Origin of the sequence: Catellatospora bangladeshensis (genome assembly GCF_016862575.1) — a bacterium.
In the GTDB taxonomy this organism is placed as follows: Bacteria; Actinomycetota; Actinomycetes; order Mycobacteriales; family Micromonosporaceae; genus Catellatospora; species Catellatospora bangladeshensis.
Genome location: NZ_BONF01000038.1, coordinates 22481 through 46687 on the forward strand (window position 1 = coordinate 22481; position 24207 = coordinate 46687).

At 70.9% G+C, this 24207-nt stretch carries 25 protein-coding genes; 24 read left to right on the forward strand and 1 reads right to left on the reverse strand.

Translation table 11 applies throughout. The features are described from left to right. Nucleotides 1-134: 134 nt before the first annotated feature. Nucleotides 135-1616 carry a hypothetical protein gene (locus Cba03nite_RS28855; protein ID WP_203752794.1) on the reverse strand — a complete coding sequence of 494 codons (1482 nt, stop codon included), beginning with the start codon at nucleotides 1614-1616 and terminating at the stop codon, nucleotides 135-137. Between the two features lie 314 nt (nucleotides 1617-1930). On the opposite strand from Cba03nite_RS28855, the gene pdhA reads away from it, so the two are divergent. The 24 genes from pdhA to serS all read left to right on the forward strand — a co-directional run bounded on the left by pdhA (nucleotide 1931) and on the right by serS (nucleotide 24156). Continuing rightward, nucleotides 1931-3073: a pyruvate dehydrogenase (acetyl-transferring) E1 component subunit alpha gene (gene pdhA, locus Cba03nite_RS28860; protein WP_203752795.1), complete on the forward strand. Its 1143-nt coding sequence runs from the start codon at nucleotides 1931-1933 to the stop codon at nucleotides 3071-3073. Continuing rightward, entirely contained in the window at nucleotides 3070-4059 is a 990-nt protein-coding gene (locus Cba03nite_RS28865) for an alpha-ketoacid dehydrogenase subunit beta (RefSeq protein ID WP_203752993.1), read from the forward strand. The genes pdhA and Cba03nite_RS28865 overlap by 4 nt, the downstream gene beginning before the upstream one ends. A gap of 16 nt (nucleotides 4060-4075) precedes the next feature. Further along, nucleotides 4076-5503, forward strand: coding sequence for a dihydrolipoamide acetyltransferase family protein (locus tag Cba03nite_RS28870; RefSeq protein WP_203752796.1), 1428 nt, complete (start codon nucleotides 4076-4078; stop codon nucleotides 5501-5503). Beyond that, nucleotides 5503-6003, forward strand: a complete 501-nt coding sequence (locus tag Cba03nite_RS28875) for a flavin reductase family protein (protein ID WP_203752797.1) — start codon at nucleotides 5503-5505, stop codon at nucleotides 6001-6003. Before Cba03nite_RS28870 ends, Cba03nite_RS28875 begins: the two co-directional genes overlap by 1 nt. A gap of 357 nt (nucleotides 6004-6360) precedes the next feature. Continuing rightward, nucleotides 6361-7584 (forward strand): LCP family protein, encoded by a 1224-nt coding sequence (locus tag Cba03nite_RS28880; RefSeq protein ID WP_444542258.1) that lies wholly within the window; start codon nucleotides 6361-6363, stop codon nucleotides 7582-7584. Between the two features lie 124 nt (nucleotides 7585-7708). Beyond that, nucleotides 7709-8971: an LCP family protein gene (locus Cba03nite_RS28885; protein WP_239126071.1), complete on the forward strand. Its 1263-nt coding sequence runs from the start codon at nucleotides 7709-7711 to the stop codon at nucleotides 8969-8971. Nucleotides 8972-9022: 51 nt separating this feature from the next. Further along, entirely contained in the window at nucleotides 9023-10261 is a 1239-nt protein-coding gene (locus Cba03nite_RS28890; RefSeq protein WP_239126072.1) for an LCP family protein, read from the forward strand. A 181-nt stretch (nucleotides 10262-10442) separates the two neighbouring features. Further along, nucleotides 10443-11534, forward strand: a complete 1092-nt coding sequence (locus Cba03nite_RS28895; protein WP_203752799.1) for an LCP family protein — start codon at nucleotides 10443-10445, stop codon at nucleotides 11532-11534. 17 nt (nucleotides 11535-11551) lie between these two features. Beyond that, nucleotides 11552-11887 carry a rhodanese-like domain-containing protein gene (locus tag Cba03nite_RS28900; protein WP_203752801.1) on the forward strand — a complete coding sequence of 112 codons (336 nt, stop codon included), beginning with the start codon at nucleotides 11552-11554 and terminating at the stop codon, nucleotides 11885-11887. Nucleotides 11888-11889: 2 nt separating this feature from the next. After that, a complete protein-coding gene (locus tag Cba03nite_RS28905; protein ID WP_203752803.1) occupies nucleotides 11890-12663 on the forward strand; it encodes a glycerophosphodiester phosphodiesterase in 774 nt (257 codons plus the stop codon). A 61-nt stretch (nucleotides 12664-12724) separates the two neighbouring features. Beyond that, on the forward strand, nucleotides 12725-13951 hold the full coding sequence (locus Cba03nite_RS28910) for a sensor histidine kinase (protein WP_239126073.1): 1227 nt from the start codon (nucleotides 12725-12727) through the stop codon (nucleotides 13949-13951). Beyond that, entirely contained in the window at nucleotides 13948-14364 is a 417-nt protein-coding gene (locus Cba03nite_RS28915) for an ATP-binding protein (RefSeq protein ID WP_203752806.1), read from the forward strand. The genes Cba03nite_RS28910 and Cba03nite_RS28915 overlap by 4 nt, the downstream gene beginning before the upstream one ends. Before the next feature lie 77 nt (nucleotides 14365-14441). Further along, the gene (locus Cba03nite_RS28920; RefSeq protein WP_203752809.1) at nucleotides 14442-15317 is read left to right on the forward strand and encodes a DUF5926 family protein; all 876 of its coding nucleotides are present in this window, start codon (nucleotides 14442-14444) and stop codon (nucleotides 15315-15317) included. A 215-nt stretch (nucleotides 15318-15532) separates the two neighbouring features. After that, nucleotides 15533-16264, forward strand: coding sequence for an NERD domain-containing protein (locus Cba03nite_RS28925; protein WP_239126074.1), 732 nt, complete (start codon nucleotides 15533-15535; stop codon nucleotides 16262-16264). Between the two features lie 11 nt (nucleotides 16265-16275). After that, nucleotides 16276-16704 (forward strand): transcriptional regulator, encoded by a 429-nt coding sequence (locus Cba03nite_RS28930; RefSeq protein WP_203752812.1) that lies wholly within the window; start codon nucleotides 16276-16278, stop codon nucleotides 16702-16704. Nucleotides 16705-16742: 38 nt separating this feature from the next. Beyond that, nucleotides 16743-17261 carry a hypothetical protein gene (locus tag Cba03nite_RS28935; protein WP_203752815.1) on the forward strand — a complete coding sequence of 173 codons (519 nt, stop codon included), beginning with the start codon at nucleotides 16743-16745 and terminating at the stop codon, nucleotides 17259-17261. Nucleotides 17262-17304: 43 nt separating this feature from the next. After that, on the forward strand, nucleotides 17305-18258 hold the full coding sequence (gene pheA, locus Cba03nite_RS28940) for a prephenate dehydratase (RefSeq protein WP_203752818.1): 954 nt from the start codon (nucleotides 17305-17307) through the stop codon (nucleotides 18256-18258). An 8-nt stretch (nucleotides 18259-18266) separates the two neighbouring features. Continuing rightward, on the forward strand, nucleotides 18267-18614 hold the full coding sequence (locus Cba03nite_RS28945; protein WP_203753004.1) for a metallopeptidase family protein: 348 nt from the start codon (nucleotides 18267-18269) through the stop codon (nucleotides 18612-18614). A gap of 128 nt (nucleotides 18615-18742) precedes the next feature. Further along, nucleotides 18743-19480, forward strand: a complete 738-nt coding sequence (locus Cba03nite_RS28950) for an AIM24 family protein (RefSeq protein WP_203752821.1) — start codon at nucleotides 18743-18745, stop codon at nucleotides 19478-19480. Nucleotides 19481-19557: 77 nt separating this feature from the next. Then, the gene (locus Cba03nite_RS28955) at nucleotides 19558-20226 is read left to right on the forward strand and encodes a hypothetical protein (protein ID WP_203752824.1); all 669 of its coding nucleotides are present in this window, start codon (nucleotides 19558-19560) and stop codon (nucleotides 20224-20226) included. Nucleotides 20227-21123: 897 nt separating this feature from the next. Continuing rightward, nucleotides 21124-21603, forward strand: a complete 480-nt coding sequence (locus Cba03nite_RS28960; RefSeq protein WP_203752826.1) for a helix-turn-helix domain-containing protein — start codon at nucleotides 21124-21126, stop codon at nucleotides 21601-21603. A gap of 13 nt (nucleotides 21604-21616) precedes the next feature. Continuing rightward, entirely contained in the window at nucleotides 21617-22171 is a 555-nt protein-coding gene (locus Cba03nite_RS28965; protein WP_203752827.1) for a hypothetical protein, read from the forward strand. 17 nt (nucleotides 22172-22188) lie between these two features. Then, nucleotides 22189-22779: an HD domain-containing protein gene (locus Cba03nite_RS28970; RefSeq protein WP_308442767.1), complete on the forward strand. Its 591-nt coding sequence runs from the start codon at nucleotides 22189-22191 to the stop codon at nucleotides 22777-22779. 105 nt (nucleotides 22780-22884) lie between these two features. Continuing rightward, the gene (gene serS / locus Cba03nite_RS28975; protein ID WP_203752829.1) at nucleotides 22885-24156 is read left to right on the forward strand and encodes a serine--tRNA ligase; all 1272 of its coding nucleotides are present in this window, start codon (nucleotides 22885-22887) and stop codon (nucleotides 24154-24156) included. Nucleotides 24157-24207: the final 51 nt, after the last annotated feature.

Sequence of the window (24207 nt, forward strand, 5' to 3'; positions counted from 1 at the left end):
AACCGGCCACCATTTCCGGGAAACTGCCGCCTCCTAACACGCAAGATCGCCGTCTCGTGTCAGTTTCTGCGGTCTAACCACACCTTCTGACACGAAACGGCGATCTTCACAGAGTCGGACCGTCCATGGCGGCGTCAGCGGTGGCGGAAGGTACCCGCGTCGCCGTGGCGCGCCTTGGACCCACCGACCCGGGACCTGCCTGCCCCGGACTTGCCGGACTCGGACTTGCCGGAGTTGGACCTGCCACCCTGGAACTCGGCGGCCTTCCGGTGCTTCGCCTTGCGGACGTGCTGGCGCCTTTCTTCGTCGCCGCCTGCCCTGCGCTCGGCCGGCTTCAGCCGCGCCACGAGACCTGAGCGTTCCGTGGCCTCGCGCACCTTGCCACGTGGGCTGCTCGCCTCACGGCGGTTTGCGGTGCGCACCTCGGGTGCCGTCACCTCGACCGGGGCGACCCGCGCCGACCCGAACCGGGCAGGGACCACCCGAGTGCCGGACGGCAACCCGTGTGTTGCCTTCGCAACCCAGAAGTTGCCATCCCCGGAGGCAGACCACTTCCGCTTCGCGGCGGACAGCCCTCCCGGCAGAGCCTTCAGCGAACCGCGCTGCCCCTGGCGAACGCGGGACACCGCAGGCCGTGCGTGATCGCGGCTGGCAGAGCCCCGCAGGTCGCGAGGCATTGCCCCACGCGCGAGCACCGGCTGGCGCACGCCGTCCGCCACCACCACGCGACCACGTCCGCTCCCGTCGCCGTCGCCACCCGGCTCGCACGGCTCACCCTGACCGGACCAGCCGCCCTGGTCGTGGCGGTGCCAGCGCCAGGGGAGGTGCGGCCGGTCCGGACGAGCGTGGCCGCCGGACACCCAGGGACCCCCCGGGAAGGCGGGCCCGCCGGGGATAGGGCCGCCCGGCAAGGGACCCCCGCCGGGCAGGCCCGGCCCACCCGGTAACGACGGGCCAGGGATCGACGGCTCACCGGGAAACGACGGCTCGCCGGGAAACGACGGGCCGGGGAGCCATGGGCCAGGGAACGACGGGCCAGGGAACGACGGGCCAGGGAAAGACGGCTCGCCGGGAAAGGCGGGGCCGGGATCGGCCGGGGCGGGCGGGACCGGCCGCACCGCACCGGGCTTGGGCGGATGGGCCACCGGCCGCCAGACCGGCCGCAGCGGCGGCGCCACGATCGGAGCCTGATGCTCCAGCAGCGGATCATCGGCGGTGCCGCCCGGCGGCTCGGCGGGCTCCGCGTCGTCGTGCACGGCGGCCTGGGCGAGGCCGGGGTCGGCCTGGGGCGCCGGCCGGACCGGACGTTCAGGCAGCCGGAGCGAGGGCGGGGCGAGATGATCACCGGGCACCACGAACGGCTGCAGCGGCCCGGCCAGGCGGGCGCCGAAGTCGGGATCTACGCCGTCCAGCCCGGCCCGCAGCACGATCCAGCTGGGCACTGCGGTCAGGCCGACCAGCAGCGAGACGAGCAGGCCGTACCGGCGGGACGGGGGACGGGCGGGACGGGTCCGGGCGAACGCCGCGGGCGCCACGGGCGCCGGTGCCGCCGCCGGGACGGGCTGGGGTCTCGGCGGGGCGCCGAAGACGTCTTCCAGGAAACTTTCGTCGGGCATCGGAGTGCTCCTTGGGGGCACGGGGGGAATTGGCCCAGAATGCCCCAAACAACGCCATGATCCGGGTATTTGACGTATTCCCCGGCCCAGATTTTCTGGCTGACGGTTGCCAATATCACGTGCCTGGCCTGTGACTGCCGCCACCGATACGGCAGTATGGGGGCCAGGCGGCAGCGTGGCCGTGGTCACCGCGTACTCCGGACTCACACTGCCGCAGCCAGGCGTCTTCGCCCCACGAGGGACTCGACGTGGCGCCAACCGATGCGCGGCAGACACACCCCGTCGCCGACGCACCACTGACAGGGAGAACACGGATGACCAGAGTCGAGCGCGCGGCTCCGCGCCGCGGCGGCAAGCGCTCGGGACCCCCCGAGCCGGAGTTCGTACAGCTCCTCACCCCCGAGGGCGAGCGAGTCTCACACCCCGACTACTCCGTCGACTTCACCGACGACGAGCTGCGCGGTCTCTACCGCGACCTGGTCACGGTGCGCAAGCTCGACGCCGAGGCGACCGCCCTGCAGCGCCAGGGTGAGCTGGGCATCTGGGCCAGCCTGCTGGGCCAGGAGGCGGCGCAGGTCGGTTCCGGCCGGGCGCTGCGCACGCAGGACATGGCCTTCCCGACGTACCGCGAGCACGGCGTGCTCTACTGCCGCAACATCGACCCGATCATGCCGCTGGGCCTGTTCCGGGGTGTCGACCAGGGCGGCTGGGACCCGGTGGCGAACCGGTTCAACACGTACACGATCGTGATCGGCGCGCAGACCCTGCACGCGACCGGGTATGCGATGGGCGTGGCCAAGGACGGCAAGGTCGGCGACGACGACGAGACCAGCGAGGCGGTCATCGCCTACTTCGGCGACGGCGCGACCAGCCAGGGCGACGTGAACGAGTCGTTCATCTTCAGCAGCGTCTACAACGCGCCGATCGTGTTCTTCTGCCAGAACAACCAGTACGCCATCTCCGAGCCGCTGGAGCGCCAGACCCGCATCCCGCTGTACCAGCGCGCGGCCGGCTTCGGCTTCCCCGGCATCCGGGTGGACGGCAACGACGTGCTCGCGACGTACGCGGTGACCCGCGCGGCGCTGGACAACGCGCGCCACGGCCAGGGCCCGACCCTGATCGAGGCGTACACCTACCGCATGGGCGCGCACACCACCTCCGACGACCCGACCCGCTACCGGGTGGCCAGCGAGGTGGAGGCGTGGCAGGCCAAGGACCCGATCGTGCGCATGCGGCTGCTGCTGGAGAAGCAGGGCCTGGCCGACGAGGCGTTCTTCAAGGCCGTGGACGAGCAGGCCCGGGTCGAGGCGGTCAAGCTGCGCGAGCGGGTGCTCTCGATGCCGGACCCCGACCCGGTGACCATGTTCGACCACGTCTACCCCAACGGCTCGCCGCTGGTCGACAAGCAGCGCGCCGAGTTCGAGACCTACCACGCCTCGTTCGAGGGGAGCCACTGATCATGGAGACGCTTACCCTCGGCAAGGCCCTGAACCTCGGCCTGCGCCGCGCCATGGAGGACGACCCCAAGGTCCTCATCATGGGTGAGGACGTCGGCAAGCTCGGCGGCGTCTTCCGCATCACCGACGGCCTGCAGAAGGACTTCGGCGACGAGCGCGTCATCGACACCCCGCTGGCCGAGGCCGGCATCGTCGGCACCGCGATCGGCCTGGCCCTGCGCGGGTACCGCCCGGTCGTCGAGATCCAGTTCGACGGCTTCGTGTACCCGGCGTACGACCAGATCGTCTGCCAGGTGGCGAAGTTCCACTACCGGTCCAAGGGCAAGGTCAAGCTGCCCATGGTCATCCGGATCCCGTTCGGCGGCGGCATCGGCGCGGTGGAGCACCACTCCGAGTCGCCCGAGGCGTACTTCTCGCACACCGCCGGCCTGAAGGTCGTGGCGTGCAGCAACCCGTCCGACGCGTACTGGATGATCCAGCAGGCCATCGCCAGCGACGACCCGATCATCTTCTTCGAGCCCAAGCGGCGCTACTGGGAGAAGGGCGAGGTCGACACGGCCGCGACCCTGTCCGGGGCGTACCCGCTGCACAGCTCGCGGGTGGCCCGTTCCGGCACCGACGCGACGCTGCTGGCGTACGGCCCGATGGTCCGCACCTGTCTGGACGCCGCCACCGCGGCGGCCGAGGACGGGCGCAACCTCGAGGTCATCGACATGCGCTCGCTGTCCCCGCTGGACATGGCCCCGGTGTTCGACTCGGTCCGCAAGACCGGCCGCGCCGTGGTGGTGCACGAGGCCGCGGGCAACGTGGGCCTGGGCGCCGAGATCTCGGCCCGGATCACCGAGGAGTGCTTCTACTCCCTGGAGGCTCCGGTGCTGCGGGTGACCGGCTACGACATCCCCTACCCGGCCTCCCGTATGGAGGAGGAGTTCCTGCCGGACCTGGACCGGGTGCTCGACGCCGTCGACCGCTCCTTCGGGTTCTGAGGAAGGGGAGCGCAGCATGGCGATCAACCAGTTCCCCCTGCCCGACCTCGGTGAGGGTCTGACCGAGGGCGAGATCCTCAAGTGGCTCGTCGCCGAGGGCGACGTCATCGAGCTCAACCAGCCCATCGTCGAGGTGGAGACCGCCAAGGCCGCGGTCGAGATCCCGGCGAAGTGGGCTGGCAAGGTCGTCAAGATCTACGTGCCCGAGGGCACCGTGGTCGAGGTCGGCTCGCCGATCATCTCGATCGACACCGGCAGGGACGCCGGGCCGGTCGGCGATGACATGTCGCAGGGCGCCGCCGCCCAGGCCGAGAAGGCCGCGGGCGAGGCGACCGGCGGGCTCATCGGCGAGACCACGGCCAGCGGCCGCACCGCGGTGCTGGTCGGCTACGGCCCGCGGGTGACCGCGGCCAAGCGGCGCGCCCGCAAGGGCGACGAGGCTCCGGCCGCCCCGGCTCCGGCCGCCCCGGCTCCGGTCGCGGCGGCTCCGGTCGCGCCTCCGGCCCCCGCGAAGCCCGCCTCCGCCCCGGCCGCCCCGGCGGCTCCCGCTCCGGCGGGGCAGAACGGGCACGCCGTGCTGGCCAAGCCGCCGGTCCGGATGCTGGCCCGCAACCTGGGCGTGGACCTGTCCACCGTGGCGGGCACCGGGCCGCAGGGCTCGATCACCCGCGACGACGTGCAGTCCGCCGTGTCGGCCCCGGCCGCCGCGCCGGCTCAGCGCGTCGCCATGGCCCCGGGCCAGCGCGAGACCCGCATCCCCATCAAGGGGGTACGCAAGCTGACCGCCGCCAACATGGTGGCCTCGGCCTTCACCGCGCCCCACGTCACCGAGTTCCTCACGGTGGACGTGACCCGGTCGATGAAGGCCCTGGACCGGCTCAAGGCCGACCGGGAGTGGCGGGACGTGCGCGTCTCCCCGCTGCTGCTGGTCGCCAAGGCGGTGCTGCTGGCGGCCAAGCGCCACCCGATGGTCAACTCGTCGTGGGACGAGGCGGCGCAGGAGATCGTGGTCAAGGACTACGTGAACCTGGGCATCGCCGCGGCCACCGAGCGCGGCCTCATCGTGCCGAACATCGCCGACGCGGGGAGCCTGTCCCTGCGGGAGCTGGCGGACGCGATGACCGACCTGGTGCAGACGGCGAAGTCGGGCAAGACGCCGCCGTCGGCGATGTCCGGCGGCACGTTCACGATCACCAACGTGGGCGTGTTCGGCGTGGACACCGGCACCCCGATCCTGCCCCCGGGCGAGGCCGCGATCCTGGCCTTCGGCGCGGTGCGGGAGACCCCGTGGGCGCACAAGGGCAAGGTCAAGCTGCGTCAGGTGACCACGCTCGGCCTGTCGTTCGACCACCGGATCATCGACGGTGAGCTGGGCTCGAAGTTCCTCCGGGACATCGGCGCGTTCCTCACCGACCCCGAGGCCACGCTGCTCGCCTGGACCTGATGATCCACGACACCGATCCGTTCGCGACCCCGGAGTCGGCGCGCAGTTCCGTGCGCCGGCTCCGGGGTCGCTTCGGCATGACCGTCTGCCTGTGGACGGCGCCTGGCCCGGCCGGGCTGACCGTGTCGTCGACGCTGGTCGGCGACGGCGACCCGGGGCGGGTGCTGGGGCTGATCGACGAGGAGTCGGAGCTGTGGCCCGCCATCGAGGCGGCCGGGGTGTTCACCGTGGTGCCGCTCGGCGAGCCGCACCGGCAGCTCGCGGACCGCTTCGCCGGGCTGATGCCCGCGCCCGGCGGGCTGTTCCGGCAGGAGGCCTGGGAGCAGACGCCGTACGGGCCGGTCCCGGCGGGCTCGGGGACGTGGGCGGGCTGCCGGCTGGACGCGGCGCGTCCCTTCGGCTGGGGGCTGCTCGTCGAGGGCACCCTGGAGCAGATCACTCTGGGTGACGCCGCCGTTCCGCTGATTCACCATCGTGGCAGGTACACGACACTGTCGTGATCTAGGCGAGCCACGCGTGAGAACAGCCTGTGAGCTGCCGCGCCACGGCTGGGCGGTGCACCCGCGTTGTCGCCATCGCCTCGTAGGCTTGGTTTCATGTCCAACCAGTCGCCTGACCAACCCGAGGCCGGCAACCCCCAGGCTGGAGACGCCGATGAGGCCCCCGCCAAGCCGGCGCAGCGCCCCACCGGCCGCGCGTCGGTCGGCCGCGCCTCGGTGACCCCGCCGCCGGACGCCGACAAGGACGCGGGCAAGGTCTCCGACGCGGCCGCCGCAGCCCTGCGCACGCCGACCTCCGGTCGCGCCTCGGTGCCCGACAAGTCGGCGGGCAAGGTCTCCGACGCCGCCGCCGCGGCGCTGCGCACCCCGACCTCGGGCCGGGCCTCGGTGCCCGGCCGGACGTCCACCCCGGGCCGGGCCTCGGTGCCGTCGCGCCCGTCGGGTTCGGCCTCGTCGCGCCCGTCGGGTGCGGGTCCGGCCGGATCGTCCGGCCGGGGCGGGCGGGGCGGCTCGGCGCGGGTGCCGGTCAGCGGCGCGGGCAACACGTACGGCACGGCGAAGCGCAAGATCCAGCCGAAGTGGGGCCGGATCGGGCTGGTCGCCGTCATCGCGCTGGCCCTGTGCGCGGGCCTCGGCCTGGGCGGCACCTGGATCTACGCCAAGATCGTCGAGGGCAACCTCAACCGCAACGACCCGTTCTCCGCGCTCACCGGCGGGCGCCCGCCCAAGACGGAGTCCGGCGCCCTGAACATCCTGCTGGTCGGCAGCGACTCGCGGGACCCGGACGCGCCCACCGACAAGGGCGGCGAGTGGCGCACCGACACCATGATCATCATGCACATCCCGTCCTCCCAGGACCGGGCGTACCTGATCTCGATGCCGCGCGACCTGCACGTGTACATCCCCAAGGAGGCCTCGGCGGCCGACTGCGGCACCCGCAAGGCGAAGCTGAACGCGGCGTACGCGTTCGGCGGCCTGCCGCTGCTGGTGAAGACGATCGAGTGCTACTCGTCGGTGCGCATGGACCACGTGATGCTGATCGACTTCGGCGGCTTCAAGGAGGTGGTCGACGCCCTCGGCGGCGTCGACATGAAGATCGAGAGAACGATCACCTCGATCCACAAGCCGAAGCGCACCTTCACCAAGGGCACCATGCACCTCAGCGGGGAGGAGGCGCTGGACTACGCGCGCCAGCGCAAGCAGTTCCCGGACGGCGACTTCGCCCGGATGCGCCACCAGCAGCAGCTGCTCAAGGCGATGCTGGACAAGGCCGCCAGCGGCGGCACGCTGACCAACCCGAGCAAGCTGCACGGCTTCCTGGAGGCGATCACCGGCGCGGTCACCGTCGACCAGGACTTCAGCCTGGTGGACATGGCGCTTCAGTTCAAGGGCATCCGCAGCGAGGATCTGACGTTTATGACCAACCCCCATCTGGGCAGTCAGATGGTGAACGGGGAGAGCGTCGTGGTGTCGGACCGGGAGAAGGCGGTCGCCCTGTACGAGGCGGTCAACAAGGACACCGTGAAGCAGTGGTACGAGGTCAACGTCAGCCCGCCGCCATCACCCAAAGCGAATAATTAACAGCGAAGATATCTCCCAAATCGGGGCAAATACATCCGATCTGGTCTATGCCTCCTCGCCGGTACGTAGACCGAGCCATTACAGTGGCTCGGTCTACTGCTGACTCATACCCCCGGGGGCAAGCGTGGCCAACAAGTCGCGGCGAGGCGGTGCCAAGAACACCGTCCCGAGCCAGCGGAGCCGTCGGCCTGCTGCCGACCCCTACGGCGACGAGTACGACGCCTACGACGAGCCCGCCCCCCGCAAGGCCGGCCACTCCCTGAAGAAGGGCGGCGGCAAGGGCAGGAAGAAGTCGTCGGGCAGGAAGGCCTCGGCCCCGCTCTGGGCCAAGCTGACCGTGACGCTGGGCGCGCTGCTGATGATGGTGGCCGGCGGCGCGATCGTCGGCATCAGGTCGCTGGTCGGCAACGTCGAGGACACCGTGCAGGTGGTCAACGTGCTGGACGACGGCAAGGAGGGCGGCCCGAAGGGCAACAACCTCAACGGCCCGATCAACATGCTGCTGCTCGGCATCGACGTGCGCGCGACGCAGGAGAAGAACAACGCCCGCGCCGACACGGTGATCCTGCTGCACATCCCGGCCACGCACGACCAGGCGTACCTGATGTCGATCCCGCGCGACACGATGGTCGAGATCCCGAAGAACACCAAGACCCGCTACAACGGCGGGACCGACCGCATCAACGCGGCCTTCTACTTCGGCGCGCAGAACGGCGGCGGCTGGGCCGGCGGCCTGTCCCTCACCGCGAAGACGGTGAGCAACCTGACCGGGATCGAGTTCAACGGCGCCGCGGTGATCGACTTCGGCGGCTTCAAGAAGGTCATCGACGCGCTGGGCACGGTCAACATCTGCGTGGAGAGCAACACCGAGTCGCTGCACTACTACCACGTCGACGGCAAGGTGAAGTACGTCAACGAGAACGAGGCGCACCGCCGCGGGCTCAAGGCGTACATGCACAAGAAGGGCTGCCGCGAGATGCCGGGCTGGGAGGCCCTGGACTACTCGCGCATCCGCAAGTCGCTCGACGACGGCGACTACGGCCGCCAGCGCCACCAGCAGCAGCTGATCAAGGCGATGGCCAAGAAGGCCGGCTCCAGCGGCGTGCTCACGGACATGGGCAAGATCAATGGTGTGCTCAAGGCCGTCGGCGAGTCCATGATCCTGGACACCCACGGCACCCAGCTGATCGACTTCCTGTTCACCCTCAAGGACCTGGCCGGTGCCGACCTGGTCCTGCTCAAGACGAACGCGGGCTGGTTCAACAGCACCGGCTCGGGCGGCGAGCAGCTCAGCGAGGGCACCATGGACATGTTCCGGGCCGCCAAGAACGACACCCTCGGCCAGTTCACGCTCCTCAACCCGCAGTTCGTCAACCGGGAGAAGTAGCACCGGCACCACGCACCGCCTCTCACTCAACGCGCGGACCTGGGGAGTCACGTGGCGCAGTCATCGACGCTGGACAGAGACGAGCACCACGGCGCAGTGCCGCGCCAGCGCGACGCCGGCGGTTCCAGCGCGCGCAAGAAGAAGCGCAAGCGCGGTGCGCCGCTGTGGGCGAAGCTCACCGTGACCTTCGGCGCCGTGCTGATGATGGTGGCGGGCGGCGCGCTGATCGGCCTGCGCACCGTGATCGGCGATCTGGAGGGCAGCATCCAGGTCGCGGAGCCCGGCATTCTGGAGGCCGAGCCCGGCGCCCCGGCCGAGCCCGCGGGCAGGGCCCTCGACGGCGCCTTCAACGTGCTGCTGCTCGGCATCGACACGCGCAAGGGCCAGGACCTCAACGACGCCCGGTCGGACACCATCATGGTGCTGCACGTGAACGCGGCGCACGACCAGGCGTACCTGATGTCGCTGCCGCGCGACCTGCTGGTCGAGATCCCCGAGTTCAAGAAGGCGAAGTACCCGGGCGACAGCGAGGACCTGATCAACGCGGCCTTCTTCCACGGCGCGCAGCACGGCGGCGGCTGGTCGGGCGGGCTGGAGCTGGCCGCGAAGACCGTCGGCAAGCTGACCGGGCTGAAGTTCCAGTCAGCCGCCGTGATCGACTTCGGCGGCTTCCGGACCGTGATCGACGCGCTCGGCTCGGTGTACATGTGCGTGGAGGCGGACACCAAGTCGATCCACACCTTCGTCGTCAACGGCACGCCGACGTACGTGCCCAAGATGAGCGACGGCGCCGAGGCGGCGAACTACGCCTCCCGCACGGGCAACAAGCAGTACGTGCACAAGAAGGGCTGCCGGGAGATGGCGGGCTGGGAGGCCCTGGACTTCGCCCGCCAGCGCTACACCGTCGCGGACGGCGCGGGCGACTACGGCCGCCAGCGCCACCAGCAGCAGCTGATCAAGGCGATGGCCAAGAAGGCCGGCTCGGCGGGCGTGCTGGCCGACTTCGGCAAGGTCCGCGAGCTGATCCAGGCCGCCGGCAAGTCGATGCTGCTCAGCCTCCCGGCCGGGATGGACGTGACCGACTTCCTGTTCACCATGAAGGACCTGGCCTCGGCCGACCTGGTGCTACTGAAGACCAACGCGGGCTACTACAAAAGCGTGATCGTCAACGGGGACTACAAGGGCGAGCGGCTCGACAAGACCACCGAGGAGATGTTCCGCGCCGCCAAGAGCGACAAACTGGGCAACTTCGTTCTTATCAACCCACAGGTCGTCAACAACGAGAAGTAGTTTCCCAATCGCCGGTTGCCGGGGTGGGCGGTCCATACCCTGAAGGGTGAGGATCTCTCACCTCCCGGGAGGCGGCGTGGGCAGCACCGCATGGCGCCCCGGCGGCGGCAGGGCGCCCAGGGGCCGGACGCGGGCCTCCGGGGTCGGGTGGCCCCCGAACGCGGCTTCCCGCGGCAGGGCGATGCCCCGCTCCGGTCTCGGCTGGCCGGAGGCGCAGCGCCTGATCCGGGTGGTCCGGGCGCCTGCCGGAGCCCCGGCCCGGCGCGCGCGGCGCTGGCCCCAGCTCGTCGCCGCGCTCACGGCCTGCCTGGTGCTGCTCGTCGGGGGCGGCCTGGTGGCCGGCCGGGCGCTGGTCGACCGGTACGAGTCGAGCGTCGGCCGGGAGGTGCTGCTCGACCCGAGCGCCCGGGACCTGACCGACTCCTACGTGGGCTGGCGCCGCCTCACCGGGCCGCTCAACTACCTGCTCATCGGCTCCGACCTGCGCGCCGCCAACCCGGGCGCGGGGCAGCGCTCGGACAGCATCCTGGTGGTCCAGGTGGACCGCGACCTCAACCACGCGTACGTCATCTCCATCCCGCGCGACCTGCGGGTGGACATCCCCGAGTTCGGCGGCACGTCGTTCGGCGGGGCGCGGCAGCGCATCAACGCGGCGTTCGAGTTCGGCGGGGGCGGCAGCGGCGGCGTGCAGCTGCTCTCGGCCACGCTGAGCACGCTGACCGGCATGCGCTTCGACGGCGCGGCGGTGATCGACTTCGGCGGTTTCAAGCAGGTCATCGACTCGCTCGGTGGGGTCACCATGTGCGTGGACACCGAGGTGCGGTCGATCCACACCAAGCGGCTGTTCCCGGTCGGCTGCCGGCAGATGAACGGGGCCGAGGCGCTGGACTACTCCCGGCAGCGCTACGGCCTGCCCGACGGCGACTACGACCGGCAGCGCCACCAGCAGCAGCTGCTCAAGGCGATCCTGACCAAGGCGATGGAGAGCGGAGTCACCCGCAACCCGCTGCGGCTGGACCAGTTCATCCGCGGCATCGGGCAGTCGCTGACCGTGGACACCGGCGAGGCGACGCTCACCGACCTGGTCGTGGCGCTGCGCAACATCAGGCCGGACTCGCTCACCGGCATCCGCGTGCCGTCCCACCCGCAGAACATCGGCGGGGTGTCGTACGTGCTGCTTGATCCCGCGGCCGACAGCCTGTTCCAGGCGATGCGCGACGCGGATCTGGCCGCCTGGGTGCGGGCGCATCCGGAGTGGGTCAATTCCATCTGACCTCTACACTTGCAGGCGTGTTCGCTGCGCAGATCCCCACCGCCACGGTCGCCGAGGTGCCGGCCGACGCCTACCTGCTCGACGTCCGGGAGGACGACGAGTGGACCGCCGGTCACGCCCCGCAGGCCGTGCACCTGCCCATGATGCAGATCCCGGTGCGCATGGCCGAGGTGCCGCAGGACCGCGACGTGTACGTGGTCTGCCGCGTGGGCGGCCGCTCCGGCCAGGTCGTGGCCTACCTGCGCCAGCAGGGCTGGGACAACGTCACCAACGTCGACGGCGGCATGACCGGGTGGGCCGCGGCCGGCCGGCCCGTGGTCGCCGACGAGGGCCGCCAGCCCCAGATCATCTAGTGATGACCCGCACCCCCGACCCGTCGCCGCTGGTGTTCGCCCATCGCGGCTCCTCCGCCGCGCTCCCCGAGCACACGCTGGCGGCGTACGCCCGTGCGCTGCGCGAGGGCGCGGACGGGATCGAGTGCGACGTGCGGCTGACCCGCGACGGCCACCTGGTCTGCGTGCACGACCGGCGGGTGAACCGGGTCAGCGACGCGCGCGGGCCGGTCGCCTCCTACACGCTGGCGCAGCTGCGCGGCTTCGACTTCGGCTCGTGGCACCCGGGCGGCGCGCCGTGCGGCGTGCTGACGCTGGACGAGCTGATCGACACCGCGCGGCAGGCGGGGCGCCCGGTGCGCATGCTGATCGAGACCAAGCATCCCAACCGGTACGGCAAGGCGGTGGAGTACCGGCTGCGTGCGCTGCTGAACCGGCACGGCCTCAGCGGCGGGTCGCCCACCGCGCCGGTCCGGGTGACGGTGATGTCCTTCTCTCCGCTCGCGGTGCGCCGCTCGCGTGAGCTGCTGCCCGCGCTGCCCACGGTGCAGTTGATGGACCTGCTGCCGCCGGGGCTGCGGGTGCGGCGGCTGCCGTTCGGCACCCGGATCGCCGGGCCCGGGCTGGAGCTGGTGCGCCGCCGACCCGACCTGGTGCGGCGGCTCAAGGCGGGGGGCCAGCAGGTCTATGTCTGGACGGTCAACTCCACGGACGACGTCGATCTGATGCTGAAGCTCGGCATCGACGGCATCATCACGGACCGTCCGGCTGAGGTGCTCGCACACCTCGGTCGTTGAATCATCACCGAGTGGTCACAAAGCCTGGCGCGGAATGCTTCCGGCGGGCAGGATCCTGCTTGTGGAGGTGGCCTACCGGGAGCTGACGCTGGGGATCGCGGCACTTTTCAGCGACCCCGAGACGGCTCACGGCGGCCTGCCCGCGCTGGACCGCCTGCTGCACCTGGGGCAGTACGCGCTGGGCGCGCCCGGCATGGCGATCGCCGAGCTGAACGAGGCCGGCTCCGGCCGGGTGATCGCGGCCTCGGGCACCGCCGCCTGGGCGCTCGGCCGCCCGGTGCAGCCGTACGTGGTGGCCGCCGCCTGCCGTCCCGGCCCGCCCACCTACCGCATCGAGCTGGGCGCCATCGACGACGAGTCCTCCGACCAGATGGCCTCCCTGGGCAGCCGCTGGATCATGCTGCACCGGGTCGACGTCGACGGCGCCCCGGTGGCGCTGCTCGGCGCGTTCGTCGCCGAGGACCGCGCCGCCGACCCCGACGAGCTGGCCGTCATGGCGCTGCTGGGGGCGACCGTCGGGCGGCTCTACGCCGAGCAGGCCGGCCTGCCCGTGCAGAGCCACGGCAACCTGGGCGAGCTGGCCGACCGCGAGCTGTTCATCGCGGTGACCAGCCACGAGCTGCGCACGCCGGTGACGGTCATCAAGGGGTACGCCGACACGCTGCGCGACCACTGGAGCCAGCTCGACGAGAAGGCCCGCCGGGACGCGGCCCGGGTGATCGGCCAGCGCAGCGACGAGCTGGCGCGCCTGGTCGACCGGCTGCTCGCGGCGAGCACCGACAGCGCCGCCGGCACCCTCTCGCTCGGCCCGTTCGACCTGGTGGAGGCGCTGCGCCAGGCCGCCGCGAACCTGCCCGCCGACCTGCGCCGCCGGATCCGGCTGGAGCTGCCGGAGCGGATGCCGCTGGCGTACGGCGACCGCACCACCATCCCGAACGTGCTGACCGAGCTGGCCACCAACGCGGACAAGTACTCGGGCCGCGACGAGCCGGTGGTGCTCAGCGCGGCGCACGATCGCCGCACGGTGCTGTTCCAGGTACTCGATCGAGGGATCGGGATAGCCCCTGAGCAGGTGCATCGGGTGTTCGAGCGGTTCTGGCAAGCGGACAGCGGCGACGGACGGCGGTACGGTGGTGCCGGTCTGGGTCTTTATCTCGTCCGAAAGACTATTGAGCGACAAAACGGTTGGGTGTCCTTACGTCCCCGGGATGGGGGAGGTACGGTCGCAGAGGTACGCCTGCCGCGAGGTGACGTGAAAAGGGATGCACCGGCATCCGGGGAGGCATGATCGTGTCGATGGCTGTCGCTGAGCGGGCCTGGTGCGTGGTGGTGCCCCATCACGCCCGTGGCGCCCAGCAGGCTCGGCACCGGCTCGCCGCCGCCCTCGCGGACGCGGTCGACGCCACCCTCCTCTCCGACGTGGTCTCCGTCGCCGCCGAGCTGGTCGGCAACGCGGTGCGGCACGCCGAGCCGCTGCCCGGCGGGGTGGTCCGGCTGGCCTGGCGGCTGCGTACGGTCGACTCCCGGCACGTCATCGAGGTGCGGGTGACCGACGGCGGGGCCAACGGGCTGCCCCGGCCGCGCACCGCCGGCGCCGAGGACCCGGACGGCCGCGGCCTCACCATCGTCGACGCGCTCGCCGTCCGCTGGGGTGTCGAGCGGGACGGTCTCGGGCAGAGCGTCTGGGCGGAACTAAGCTGACCCGCGTCACCGAGCGCGGCGAGTGCCCGGCGGGGCCCCGCGCCTCGGGGCCGCTGCGGGCGTAGCGAGGAGTTTTCGTGAGCAAGAAGAACCGGCTCGACAAGAAGCAGCCGAAGCAGCCGAAGGTGCGCGACGTCTTCGTGGCCCGGCCGTTCGAGGGCCTTGCCGCCGAGACGGAGTACGTGGCCCTGCGCGAGCTGGTGCCCGCGGCCACCGCGCCGCTGAAGCTGTCCCCGGAGTACGCGGAGAAGTACGGCGACCGCACGGTCACGCTGGCCACCATCCTGCCGATGGCCTGGCCCGCGCTGACCAAGCCGGACGGCCGGGTGCTGCTCGGCCTGCAGCGCCACGAGCGCTCCGGCGACGTCAACCGCGACCTCGCGGTGGCGCTGCTGGCCGCGCTGGAGGGCGAGCCGGGCGCGCCGGTGGACGTGCCGCCGCTGCCGGGTGAGGGCCCGCGCCTGGGCGACATCCTGGTCGACGCGCCGCTGGAGGTCACCGTGCACGACGGGTTCGACTTCTGGCTGGACGCCGACCAGGAGCGCGACGCCGAGGTGACCGCCTCGCTGGAGGCGGCCAACGCGTCGGTGTACCCGACGGTCCGGATGACCTCGGCGGACTCGGCGTACTGGTGCCGGGTGCCGGAGAAGTCGCACGTGCGCTGGGTGCTGCCGGACGGCGAGGACGTGGCGCTGAACGCGCTGTCCCGGCTGTCGGCGGCGGGCGAGCTGAAGCTGACCGACGAGACCAAGTTCGCCGGCATGTTCCGGGCGCACGGCCTGCTGGTCCCGGTGTGGGACCTGCCGTCGGCGCCCGAGGCCGGGGCCTGGGAGGAGTCGCTGGCCGCGGTCGCCGCGCGCTATGCCGCGGCGAAGGCGGTGACGGAGCCGCTCACGCCGGAGCAGCGCCGGGCCCGCCAGGGCCTGCTGGGACGCCAGCTGACGCTGCGCTGACCGGCGCTTTCACGCGGTGATGAGGGGGCGTGAGAATCACGTCCCCTCATCACGGTGGATCTGCCGCGTGAACACTTGGAGAATGAAGTTGAATCGGACATTCATCGATTCACTCGCGCGAATGTCCGATTTGGCCCCCTGACACCCGCCCGACCCGTCACGTACGGTAAGGGACACCTAACTCAATGCGTGTCGTTCCACCCCGGAGGCACCCCATGACCGTCTACCCCGAGCGCGCGCCCTTCCTGCGCCCGACTGTCGGACGCTCCCCGAGCCTGCCGGTGCCGTCAGGACCAGACACCGCTCCACCACCCGCCTCCCCGATGGACTGGGCCCGCCGCCGCCGAGCCGAACGCGGCCTGCGCCGCATGTCGGCCGCCGAGGACCGCGCGGTGCACCGCCTCGGCCGGGACTGGCACGTCATCGAGTGGCCCAGCGTCCCGCTCGCCGCCCAGGCTCCGCTCCCGGGCAGGCCGAAGCAGCCGGACGGCGCCGGGTTCCTCGCCATCGGCCCCGGCGGCCTGTTCAGCGTCTCGCTCGCCCAGCACGGGCGCAGCCGGGTGCTGATCGCCGGTGACGTGGTGCAGATCGGCGGGCGCCGCCCGCCGTACATCTCCCAGGCGCGCCGGGACGCCAAGCGCGTGGCCAAGGCGATCTCCGCGGCGATCGGCCAGGACATCAAGGTCTTCGCCGTGCTGGCCTTCGTCGGCAATGGACCGATCAGCGTCAACGGCCTGCCCAAGGAGTGCATCGTCACGTCGTACCGGGAGCTGGACAAGGTGCTCGACTCCACCGGCCGGCGGCTGTCCGGCTCGACCGCGGAGAAGCTGTCACAGGTGGCCCGCAATCCCGCGATCTGGGTCAACCGGCCCTACCCCGGGGCGTCGGGTTACACCTGGCATCCAGAGGGCGCCGCCCCCGGTGACAAGGGCACTGCGCGCGGGTAACGTGAGCAGCGATGACCCACATCGAGCTCTCCCTCTCCCCGCTGGAGCCGATCGCCGCCGACCCGCTGCACAGCTGGTCCGCCCCGGTTACCACGGCTGAGGAGTCGTGTTTGGTCATCGACGCCGGCGGGATCATCATCGCCGCCTCCACGGCCTGGACGAGGCTGCTGGTCCTGGAGCCGCCCAGCGAGCTGACCGGCAGCCACGTCCTCGACGTCCTGTGCCTGATCGACTTCACCGCCGCCGGCAACGAGCTGGGTGAAGCAGAGCGCGAGCAGATCCCCCCGCTGCTCGCGCTCACCTCCAAGCGGCCCGCCCGCGGCCTGCTCCGCGTGCGCGGCCCCGAGGGCGCCGGCAGCCGCACGCTGGACGCCGTGGCCACCCCGCTGTGGCAGAGCGGTCAGGTCGTGGGCTCGCTGAGCTTCTTCGCGGCGGTGTGACCGACGGTGGGAGCGCGAGCGCGCTAATCTCGTTCCCCATGCCCCTCCGTCCGAATCGACCGTCCCGTCCGGCGGCCGCGGCCGCCGCGTGCCTGGTGGGGTCGGCCCTGCTCAGCGGCTGCGGAGTGCCCCCGGAGTTGCAGCCCACGCCCGGTGGCGTCGTCCCGCAGCCGACCGTCTCGCCCGTGCCCGCCAGCCTCCCGCCCAGCTTCACCCTGCCCTCGCTGTCGGCTCCGCCGAGCACCACCGCCGCGCCGTTCCCGGAGGCGGTGGCCGGCCCCTGCCTCGGCAAACCGAGCGCCGACCAGGTCGTCGCCGCGGTACGCCGGAAGACCTCGATCCTGCCCGGCAGCGGCTCGGTCACCGTCGTGCAGCAGCCGGTGTGCGCCGGGACCTGGCAGTACACCGTCGTCTCCATCCCGGACCGGGAGCCGCTGCAGGTGGTCACCAAGGGCGCCCCGGCCGTGCTGGAGGTGGTCACCGCGGGCACCGACATCTGCACCATCGAGGTCCGCAACTTCGCCCCGCCCGGCATCCGCATCGCGGCCAGCTGCTGACGTGGAGCGGGCCGGGCGCCGGACGCGGTACTAGGCTGGCTCCATGCCTGGAGTCCCGCCGACGCGCTTCGTCTACCTCGGCCCCGAGAGCACCTTCGCCGAGCAGGCGCTGCTCACCATCCCGGCCGCCGAGCGGGGCATCCGCACGCCGGCCCGCAGCGTGCCCGAGGCGCTGGAGTCGGTGCGCCACGGCGACGCCGACGCGGCGCTGGTGCCGTGGGAGAACTCGATCGGCGGCGCGGTCGGCGTCACCTTCGACGAGCTGGTCGACGGCGAGCCGCTCGTGATCACCCGCGAGGTGGTCATCCCGGTGGAGTTCGTGCTCGCCGCCCGCCCGTCCACCACGCTGGCCGGGATCCGCTCGATCGCGGCGCACCCGCAGGCGTCCACCCAGTGCCGCGCCTGGCTGCGGGCGTACCTGCCGGACGCGATCGTGGTCGACGTGCTCTCCAACGGCGCCGCCGCGGCCGGGGCGTCCGCCGGGGAGTACGACGCCGCGATCTGCGCCCCGATCGCGATCCAGCGCTTCGGCCTGCACCAGCTCGCCGACAAGATCTCCGACCACCCGGACGCCGCGACGCGCTTCGTGCTGCTGTCGCGCCCCGGGCCGCCGCCCGAGCCGACCGGCAACGACGTCACCTCGCTGGCCGTGTGGATCTCGCACGACCGGGTCGGCGCGCTGCTCGCCGTGCTGACCGAGCTGGCCGTGCGCGGCGTGAACCTGACCCGCATCGAGTCGCGGCCCACCGGCGAGCGGCTCGGCCGCTACGTCTTCTTCCTCGACTGCACCGGGCACGTCGCCGAGGGCCGGGTCGGCGAGGCGCTGCAGGGCCTGCGCCGCATCTGCGCGGCGGTGCGCTTCCTCGGCTCGTACCCCCGGGCGGGTCTGGGCGGCACGCCGGAGCAGCCGGTGCCGCCGCCGCCCGGCCTGTCCGACCCCGACTACGCCGACGCGGCCGCCTGGCTGGGCCGGCTGCGCCGCGGTGAGCTGTCCTGACCATGCCGGTGGAGATGAGCCGCGAGCGCTTCGAGGAGCTGGTCGCCGACGCCCTCGACGAGGTGCCGCAGGAGCTGCTCGACCTCATGCGCAACGTCGTGATCCTGGTCGAGGACGAGTCGCCGCCCGGTGAGCCGGAGCTGCTCGGGCTCTACGAGGGGCACGCGCTCACCACCCGGGGCTGGGACTACGCGGGCGTGCTGCCCGACCGGATCACCATCTACCGCAACCCGATCCTGCGCGTCTGCGACACCGACGACGACGTCGTCGAGGAGGTCGCGGTCACCGTGGTGCACGAGATCGCCCACCACTTCGGCATCGACGACGACCGCCTGCACGAGCTGGGCTGGGGCTGAGACACCCCGGCTTACCCTGATCTTCACCCTGACCTTCGGCGGCTGAGTCGGTAAGGCGACGTTGTTTCTTGTGCAGGTCATCTACGCTCGGTGCGTTTCTCCACCCCCGTTCTATGGAGGATGACGACATGCAGAGCGCACTCTTCGCTGCCGAGAACCTGGAGAAGGAGTCCTCCACTCCCGGTCTGACGCTGCAGAACTCGAAGATGCTGAAGATCGAGCTCAACGGCGAGGTCATGGCGCGGACCGGCGCGATGGTTGCCTACCAGGGGCAGGTGCAGTTCCAGGCGCTCGGCTCCGGCGGCGCCGCCAAGTGGCTCAAGAGCAAGCTCACCGGCGAGGGCATCCCGCTGATGAAGCTGACCGGCCGCGGCGACGTGTTCCTCGCCGACCGGGCCGCCGACGTGCACCTGATCGACCTGGGCCCCGGCGACCACCTCAGCGTCAACGGCACCAACGTGCTGGCCTTCGAGTCGACCCTGAACTACGACATCAAGATGGTCCAGGGCATGGGCATGTTCTCCGCGGCCGGCCTGTTCAACTGCGTCTTCAGCGGCCAGGGCCGGATCGCCATCACCACCAAGGGCACCCCGGTGGTGCTGACGGTGGACCAGCCCACCTACGCCGACCCGCAGGCCGCGATCTGCTGGTCGGCCAACCTGCAGACCGGCTACCACCGCGCGGAGCAGCTGGGCATCGGCACGCTGCTGGGCCGCTCCACCGGTGAGGCGTTCACCATGAGCTTCCAGGGCCAGGGCTTCGTCGTGGTGCAGCCGTCCGAGGAGCCCCCGGCGGGCATCGCCGGCGGCACCGGCGGCGGCCAGCAGCAGGGCGGCGGCCTGCTGGGCGGCCTGCTCAACGGCTGACCAGCACGACCGTCCCGAAAGCAGGCTCCTCCTCGCGAGGGGCCTGCTTTCTCAGTTGTACGTGGCATGATGCGCCCATGTCCTCCGAACCGGACGTGGTGGAGTTCGGCCCGGCGAGCGCACCCGCCCCGCGACGTGCCTCGCCGCGATGGCACACGGTCGCGACGAGTCCTCGCCTGACCACCGCCCTCATCGTGCTCGGGGGTGCCGCCGCGCTCGCTTCGCTGCTCAGCGAGTGGCAGCGGATCGACACCCCCGGCAGCACCCCCAGTGACTCGTACTTCCTGGGCATCCCCGATCTCGTCAGCTCGGTATGGAACGTGCCGGTCGGCCCGGTCTATCTGGGCGGGCTGCTGCTGCTCGCTCCGACGATCGCACTGGCCCTGCTCGGACCACCGGTGTCCCGGGCCGCCGCCCGGGTGGCCGGGATGAGCGGCGCCGCCGCGCTGTTCACCGTCCTTGCGGCGGCGGCCGGTTCGATGGGCGACCTTCGGCAGACCCCTCAGCTGTGGGCAATCGAGCCTGAGCTGCTCGAACGCTTCACGGTGCAGCTCGGACGCGGGTTGTGGGCGGCGCTCGTGGGTATCTCGCTGCTAGGGCTCGCGCTGCTGACAGCGCACCGGCGAGATCCGGCCAGCCCGGTGGCCAGACCAGCCGGCGGCGTCGGCGAGGAGCCCGACGACCAAGAGGACCGCGACATGGAGCTGACGGTATCCACCGCCGCCCCTTTCATCCGCCGTCCCTGATGTCCTCACCGCCCGGTTCGCACTCTCACGAGAATGTCGCTCGGCAGGACCGGCACCACCTTCCCGGCCTGAGGGCCCTCGGTCAGCTCGACAGCGGGCCACCCCAGGTGACTCTTGTCGACGCCAACGATTCGACCGACCGAGTCAGGATGCCGGGCTAGCGCGACATGATCACCGAGGAATACCTCCTCGCCGCTGGCGATGATCCAGCGGGCCGTACTACCCGCTGTCACGGTCACCGGACCTCAAGTGAGTGATGATCGACACTAGGAGCCGAGTCGGACCGTTCCATGCACTCCTCCGCCACTCCGCCTGCTCGGCCTGGACGGTCTGAAGCAGGCTCGTCGGTTCGCTCGCCCAGCTGGGCACGCGGACCGGCAACTGCTCCGCGGGTGGCTGTTCGATCATGCCTCTGCTCCGTTCAGCCGAATGGCCGCGAACCTTCGCGCCCATTCGGCCTGGGTGCATGGGTGCCACACGAGGCGGCTCCAGTGCTGCTTGCAGGCGCGGCACATGCCCATGGCGCTGGGCGTGTGGCTCATGAGCACTTCCTCAACCAGCTCGACCAGCGAGTCACGGCTCTCGTTCATGAGTCTCCCGATGTCCGAGACGGACGCGCCCACGGTGCGAGTGGGCGCGCCCGTCAGTCCGGGTCTCCTACCGTCGCCGTCTCATGACCACCGACGGCAGGGACCTCCCTCGACCGCCACTTACGGTGCGCAAATGGCGACTACCAGGACGGTATCGATGACATCGGCGCATGTAGACTGACGAGTGGTACGGGTAGTCATAGCTTCGTCGCACAGAATCAGGCTTTCTTCTATGCGATCATCAGCGGGAAGACTGCACGGCAGTCGAGGTTTGCCCGGTAGGCGCGGGCTGACAAGCGGCTACACCATGAAGCTGATCAGAGAGTCGCTCGACCTGACGCAGGCCCAGCTTGCCGAAGTGCTGAATATTGATCTTGCGACCGTCCAAGGCTGGGAATCGGGACGCCGACCCGTCACATCGCTCCGGGTTTCCGATCTGGCGGCCCTTCGTGCACGCCTCATCCACCGAGGCGCAAACCCTCAACTCTTTGACGTGCTGCGTGATGCGATAGAAGCGGATCTCGTGATGGACTCTGCGATCCAGCACGGTGCCGGTGAGCCGATCGTGTCTGCCGGGCATCCGCTGGCCGCCACCGTCCATCGACGCAACCTGACGAATCTGATCACGTGGACGTTGACCGGCTCCCTCCCCTCACAGCTTTGCCGACCTGGTGAAGCCCAGTCCACGTCGGCGAGGACCAACCAGCTCATGGCCGGAGTTCGGGGCAGAAGAGCGTTCACTTTTCTTCGCTCACCTGTTACGGATCGCCGACGAATGCCGTGGTGAGGCCGACTCCCTCATGCGGAGGCAGGCGATATATCTTCTGGCGTTCGACACGAATCCGGCAACAGCAGACTGGCTGCTCGGTGAGCACCGCCGTTCGCTCAAGCAGGCGCGGGCGACCAATGACGTGCCGTCATGGGTCTCGGTTCGGTCCGCGTCGGTCGCTCTGGCGCGGTACGGGCAGCAGGAGCCGCTCATCGACTTCGTGGCGACCGGCCTGAGGGATGAGCTTCATGCAACCGCCAACCTCAACTACTGGACGTACTGGGTCGGCGAAGGTGCACATACCTATACCGACGACACCTTCATGATCTCGAATGACCCTCGGCGAGGGATCGGGAGCGTGCTCTTCGGCCACCTGGTCGAGCGCCTAGCCGACGACTCTGAGCAAGTAGAGCTTTACGTGCACACCCTGTGGCAGCTTTTGCTGGTCAATCCGAGAGTCGTCGCCGGCGCTCCGGCGATGCGGGCCGCCGCCCAACGCAAGATCGAAGAGCTGAGCGCCGCACCGCTCACAGGCGCCGCCAGGCAGAAGCTGTCTGACGTAGCCTACGGTCTGCGACTCTCGTGACAGCAAGGAGCGGAAACGTGGACGACGCTGCCCCGGCACGTGCGGCTGACGAAGCGAAGGCGGCGGGTTTGGCGCAGCTTGCCTTCGAGCTGGGGGTGCTCAAATCCATGCGTCGCGCAGGATGGTGGCACGCGGGCATCCGCGACCCGGAGTCGGTCGCCGAGCACAGCCTCCGGGTCGCGCAGCTTGCCTCACTGATCGCCGCTGAGGAGGGTGCCGATCCCGCGCGAGCGGCGATGATGGCGATCTGGCACGACTCGCAAGAGACCCGGACCGGGGATCTGCCGCATACGGCGCGGGCATACCTCAGTAAGCCGGATCCCCAGAAGATCACCGCTGATCAGACCGCAGCTTTGCCGGACCGTGCCGCCATGACCGTTCGCGAGGCGGTGGCCGAGTACGAGTCTCAGGAGACAGCCGAAGCCGTCTGCGCGCATGATGCCGACAAGCTCGAATGCCTCCTGCAGGCCGTGGAGTATCGGATGGCCGGAAACGCCGCGGTCGAGGGGTGGATCATCTCGTCGCGGAATGCGCTACGCACGGAGACGGCGAAGTCGATCGCCGAGGCGGCTCTCACCATCTCGCCGCTCAAGTGGCGCAACCGTTGATCGACAGACTGCCGGGTGCACCGGAGCCGCACGACGACACCACGCGCAGAACCCGACGGCAATACTGACGCGAAGCTCCGAACGCGGGCCGGTACGCTTTTCGACGTGATTGATCTGCGTCTGCTCCGTGAGGACCCCGACACCGTACGAGCGAGCCAGCGGCTGCGCGGCGATTCCGTCGACGCCGTCGACGACCTGCTGCGCGCCGACGAGTCTCGGCGGTCGGCGGTGGCGTCCTTCGAGGCGCTGCGCGCGGAGCAGAAGCAGCTCGGCAAGCTGATGCCCAAGGCCGCCGGCGACGAGAAGGCCGCGCTGCTGGCGCGGACCAAGGACCTCTCGGCCGCGGTGAAGGCGGCCGAGGCCGCGGTCAACGAGGCGGAGACGGCCCTGCGCAACGCCCAGTTCGCCATCGCGAACGTGGTGCAGGAGGGCGCGCCCGGCGGCGGCGAGGACGACTACGTCGTGCTGCGCGAGGTCGGCGAGCGCCCCGCGCTGGACTCGCCGCGCGACCACCTGGAGCTGGGCGAGCGGCTCGGGGCGATCGACACCGAGCGCGGCGCGAAGGTGTCGGGCGCCCGCTTCTACTACCTCACCGGCGTCGGCGCGCTGCTGCAGCTCGGTCTGCTCCAGATGGGCCTGTGGCAGGCGGTCGAAGCCGGATTCACTCCGGTCATCCCGCCGGTGCTGGTCAAGCCGGAGTCGATGGAGGGCACCGGTTTCCTGGGCTCGCACGCGGCCGAGGTCTACCACCTGCCCGCCGACGACCTCTACCTGGTCGGCACGAGCGAGGTGCCGCTCGCGGCGTACCACAAGGACGAGATCCTGAACCTGAACGCCGGGCCGCTGCGCTACGCCGGGTGGTCGAGCTGCTTCCGCCGGGAGGCGGGCTCGTACGGCAAGGACACCCGCGGCATCATCCGGGTGCACCAGTTCGACAAGGTCGAGATGTTCTCGTACTGCCCCGCCGAGCAGGCCGCCGAGGAGCACCTGCGCCTGCTGGCGTGGGAGGAGGAGATGCTCGGCAAGCTGGAGCTGGCGTACCGGGTGATCGACGTGGCCGCGGGCGACCTCGGCTCGTCGGCGGCGCGCAAGTTCGACTGCGAGGCCTGGCTGCCCACCCAGAACCGGTTCATGGAGGTCACCTCGACCTCGAACTGCACCACGTTCCAGGCCCGGCGGCTGAACACGCGGCACCGCGACGCGGACGGCAAGACCCACATCGCCGCGACGCTGAACGGCACCCTGGCCACCACCCGCATGATGGTCGCGCTCCTGGAGCAGCACCAGCAGGCGGACGGCTCGGTGCGGGTGCCCAAGGCGCTGCAGCCCTTCGTGGGCGGCCGCGACGTGCTGGAGCCCGTCAAGGCCGGGGCCTGACCGGCGTGCCCGACCACGGGGGTTCGGGGCACACCGAGGTGCCGGAGCGGG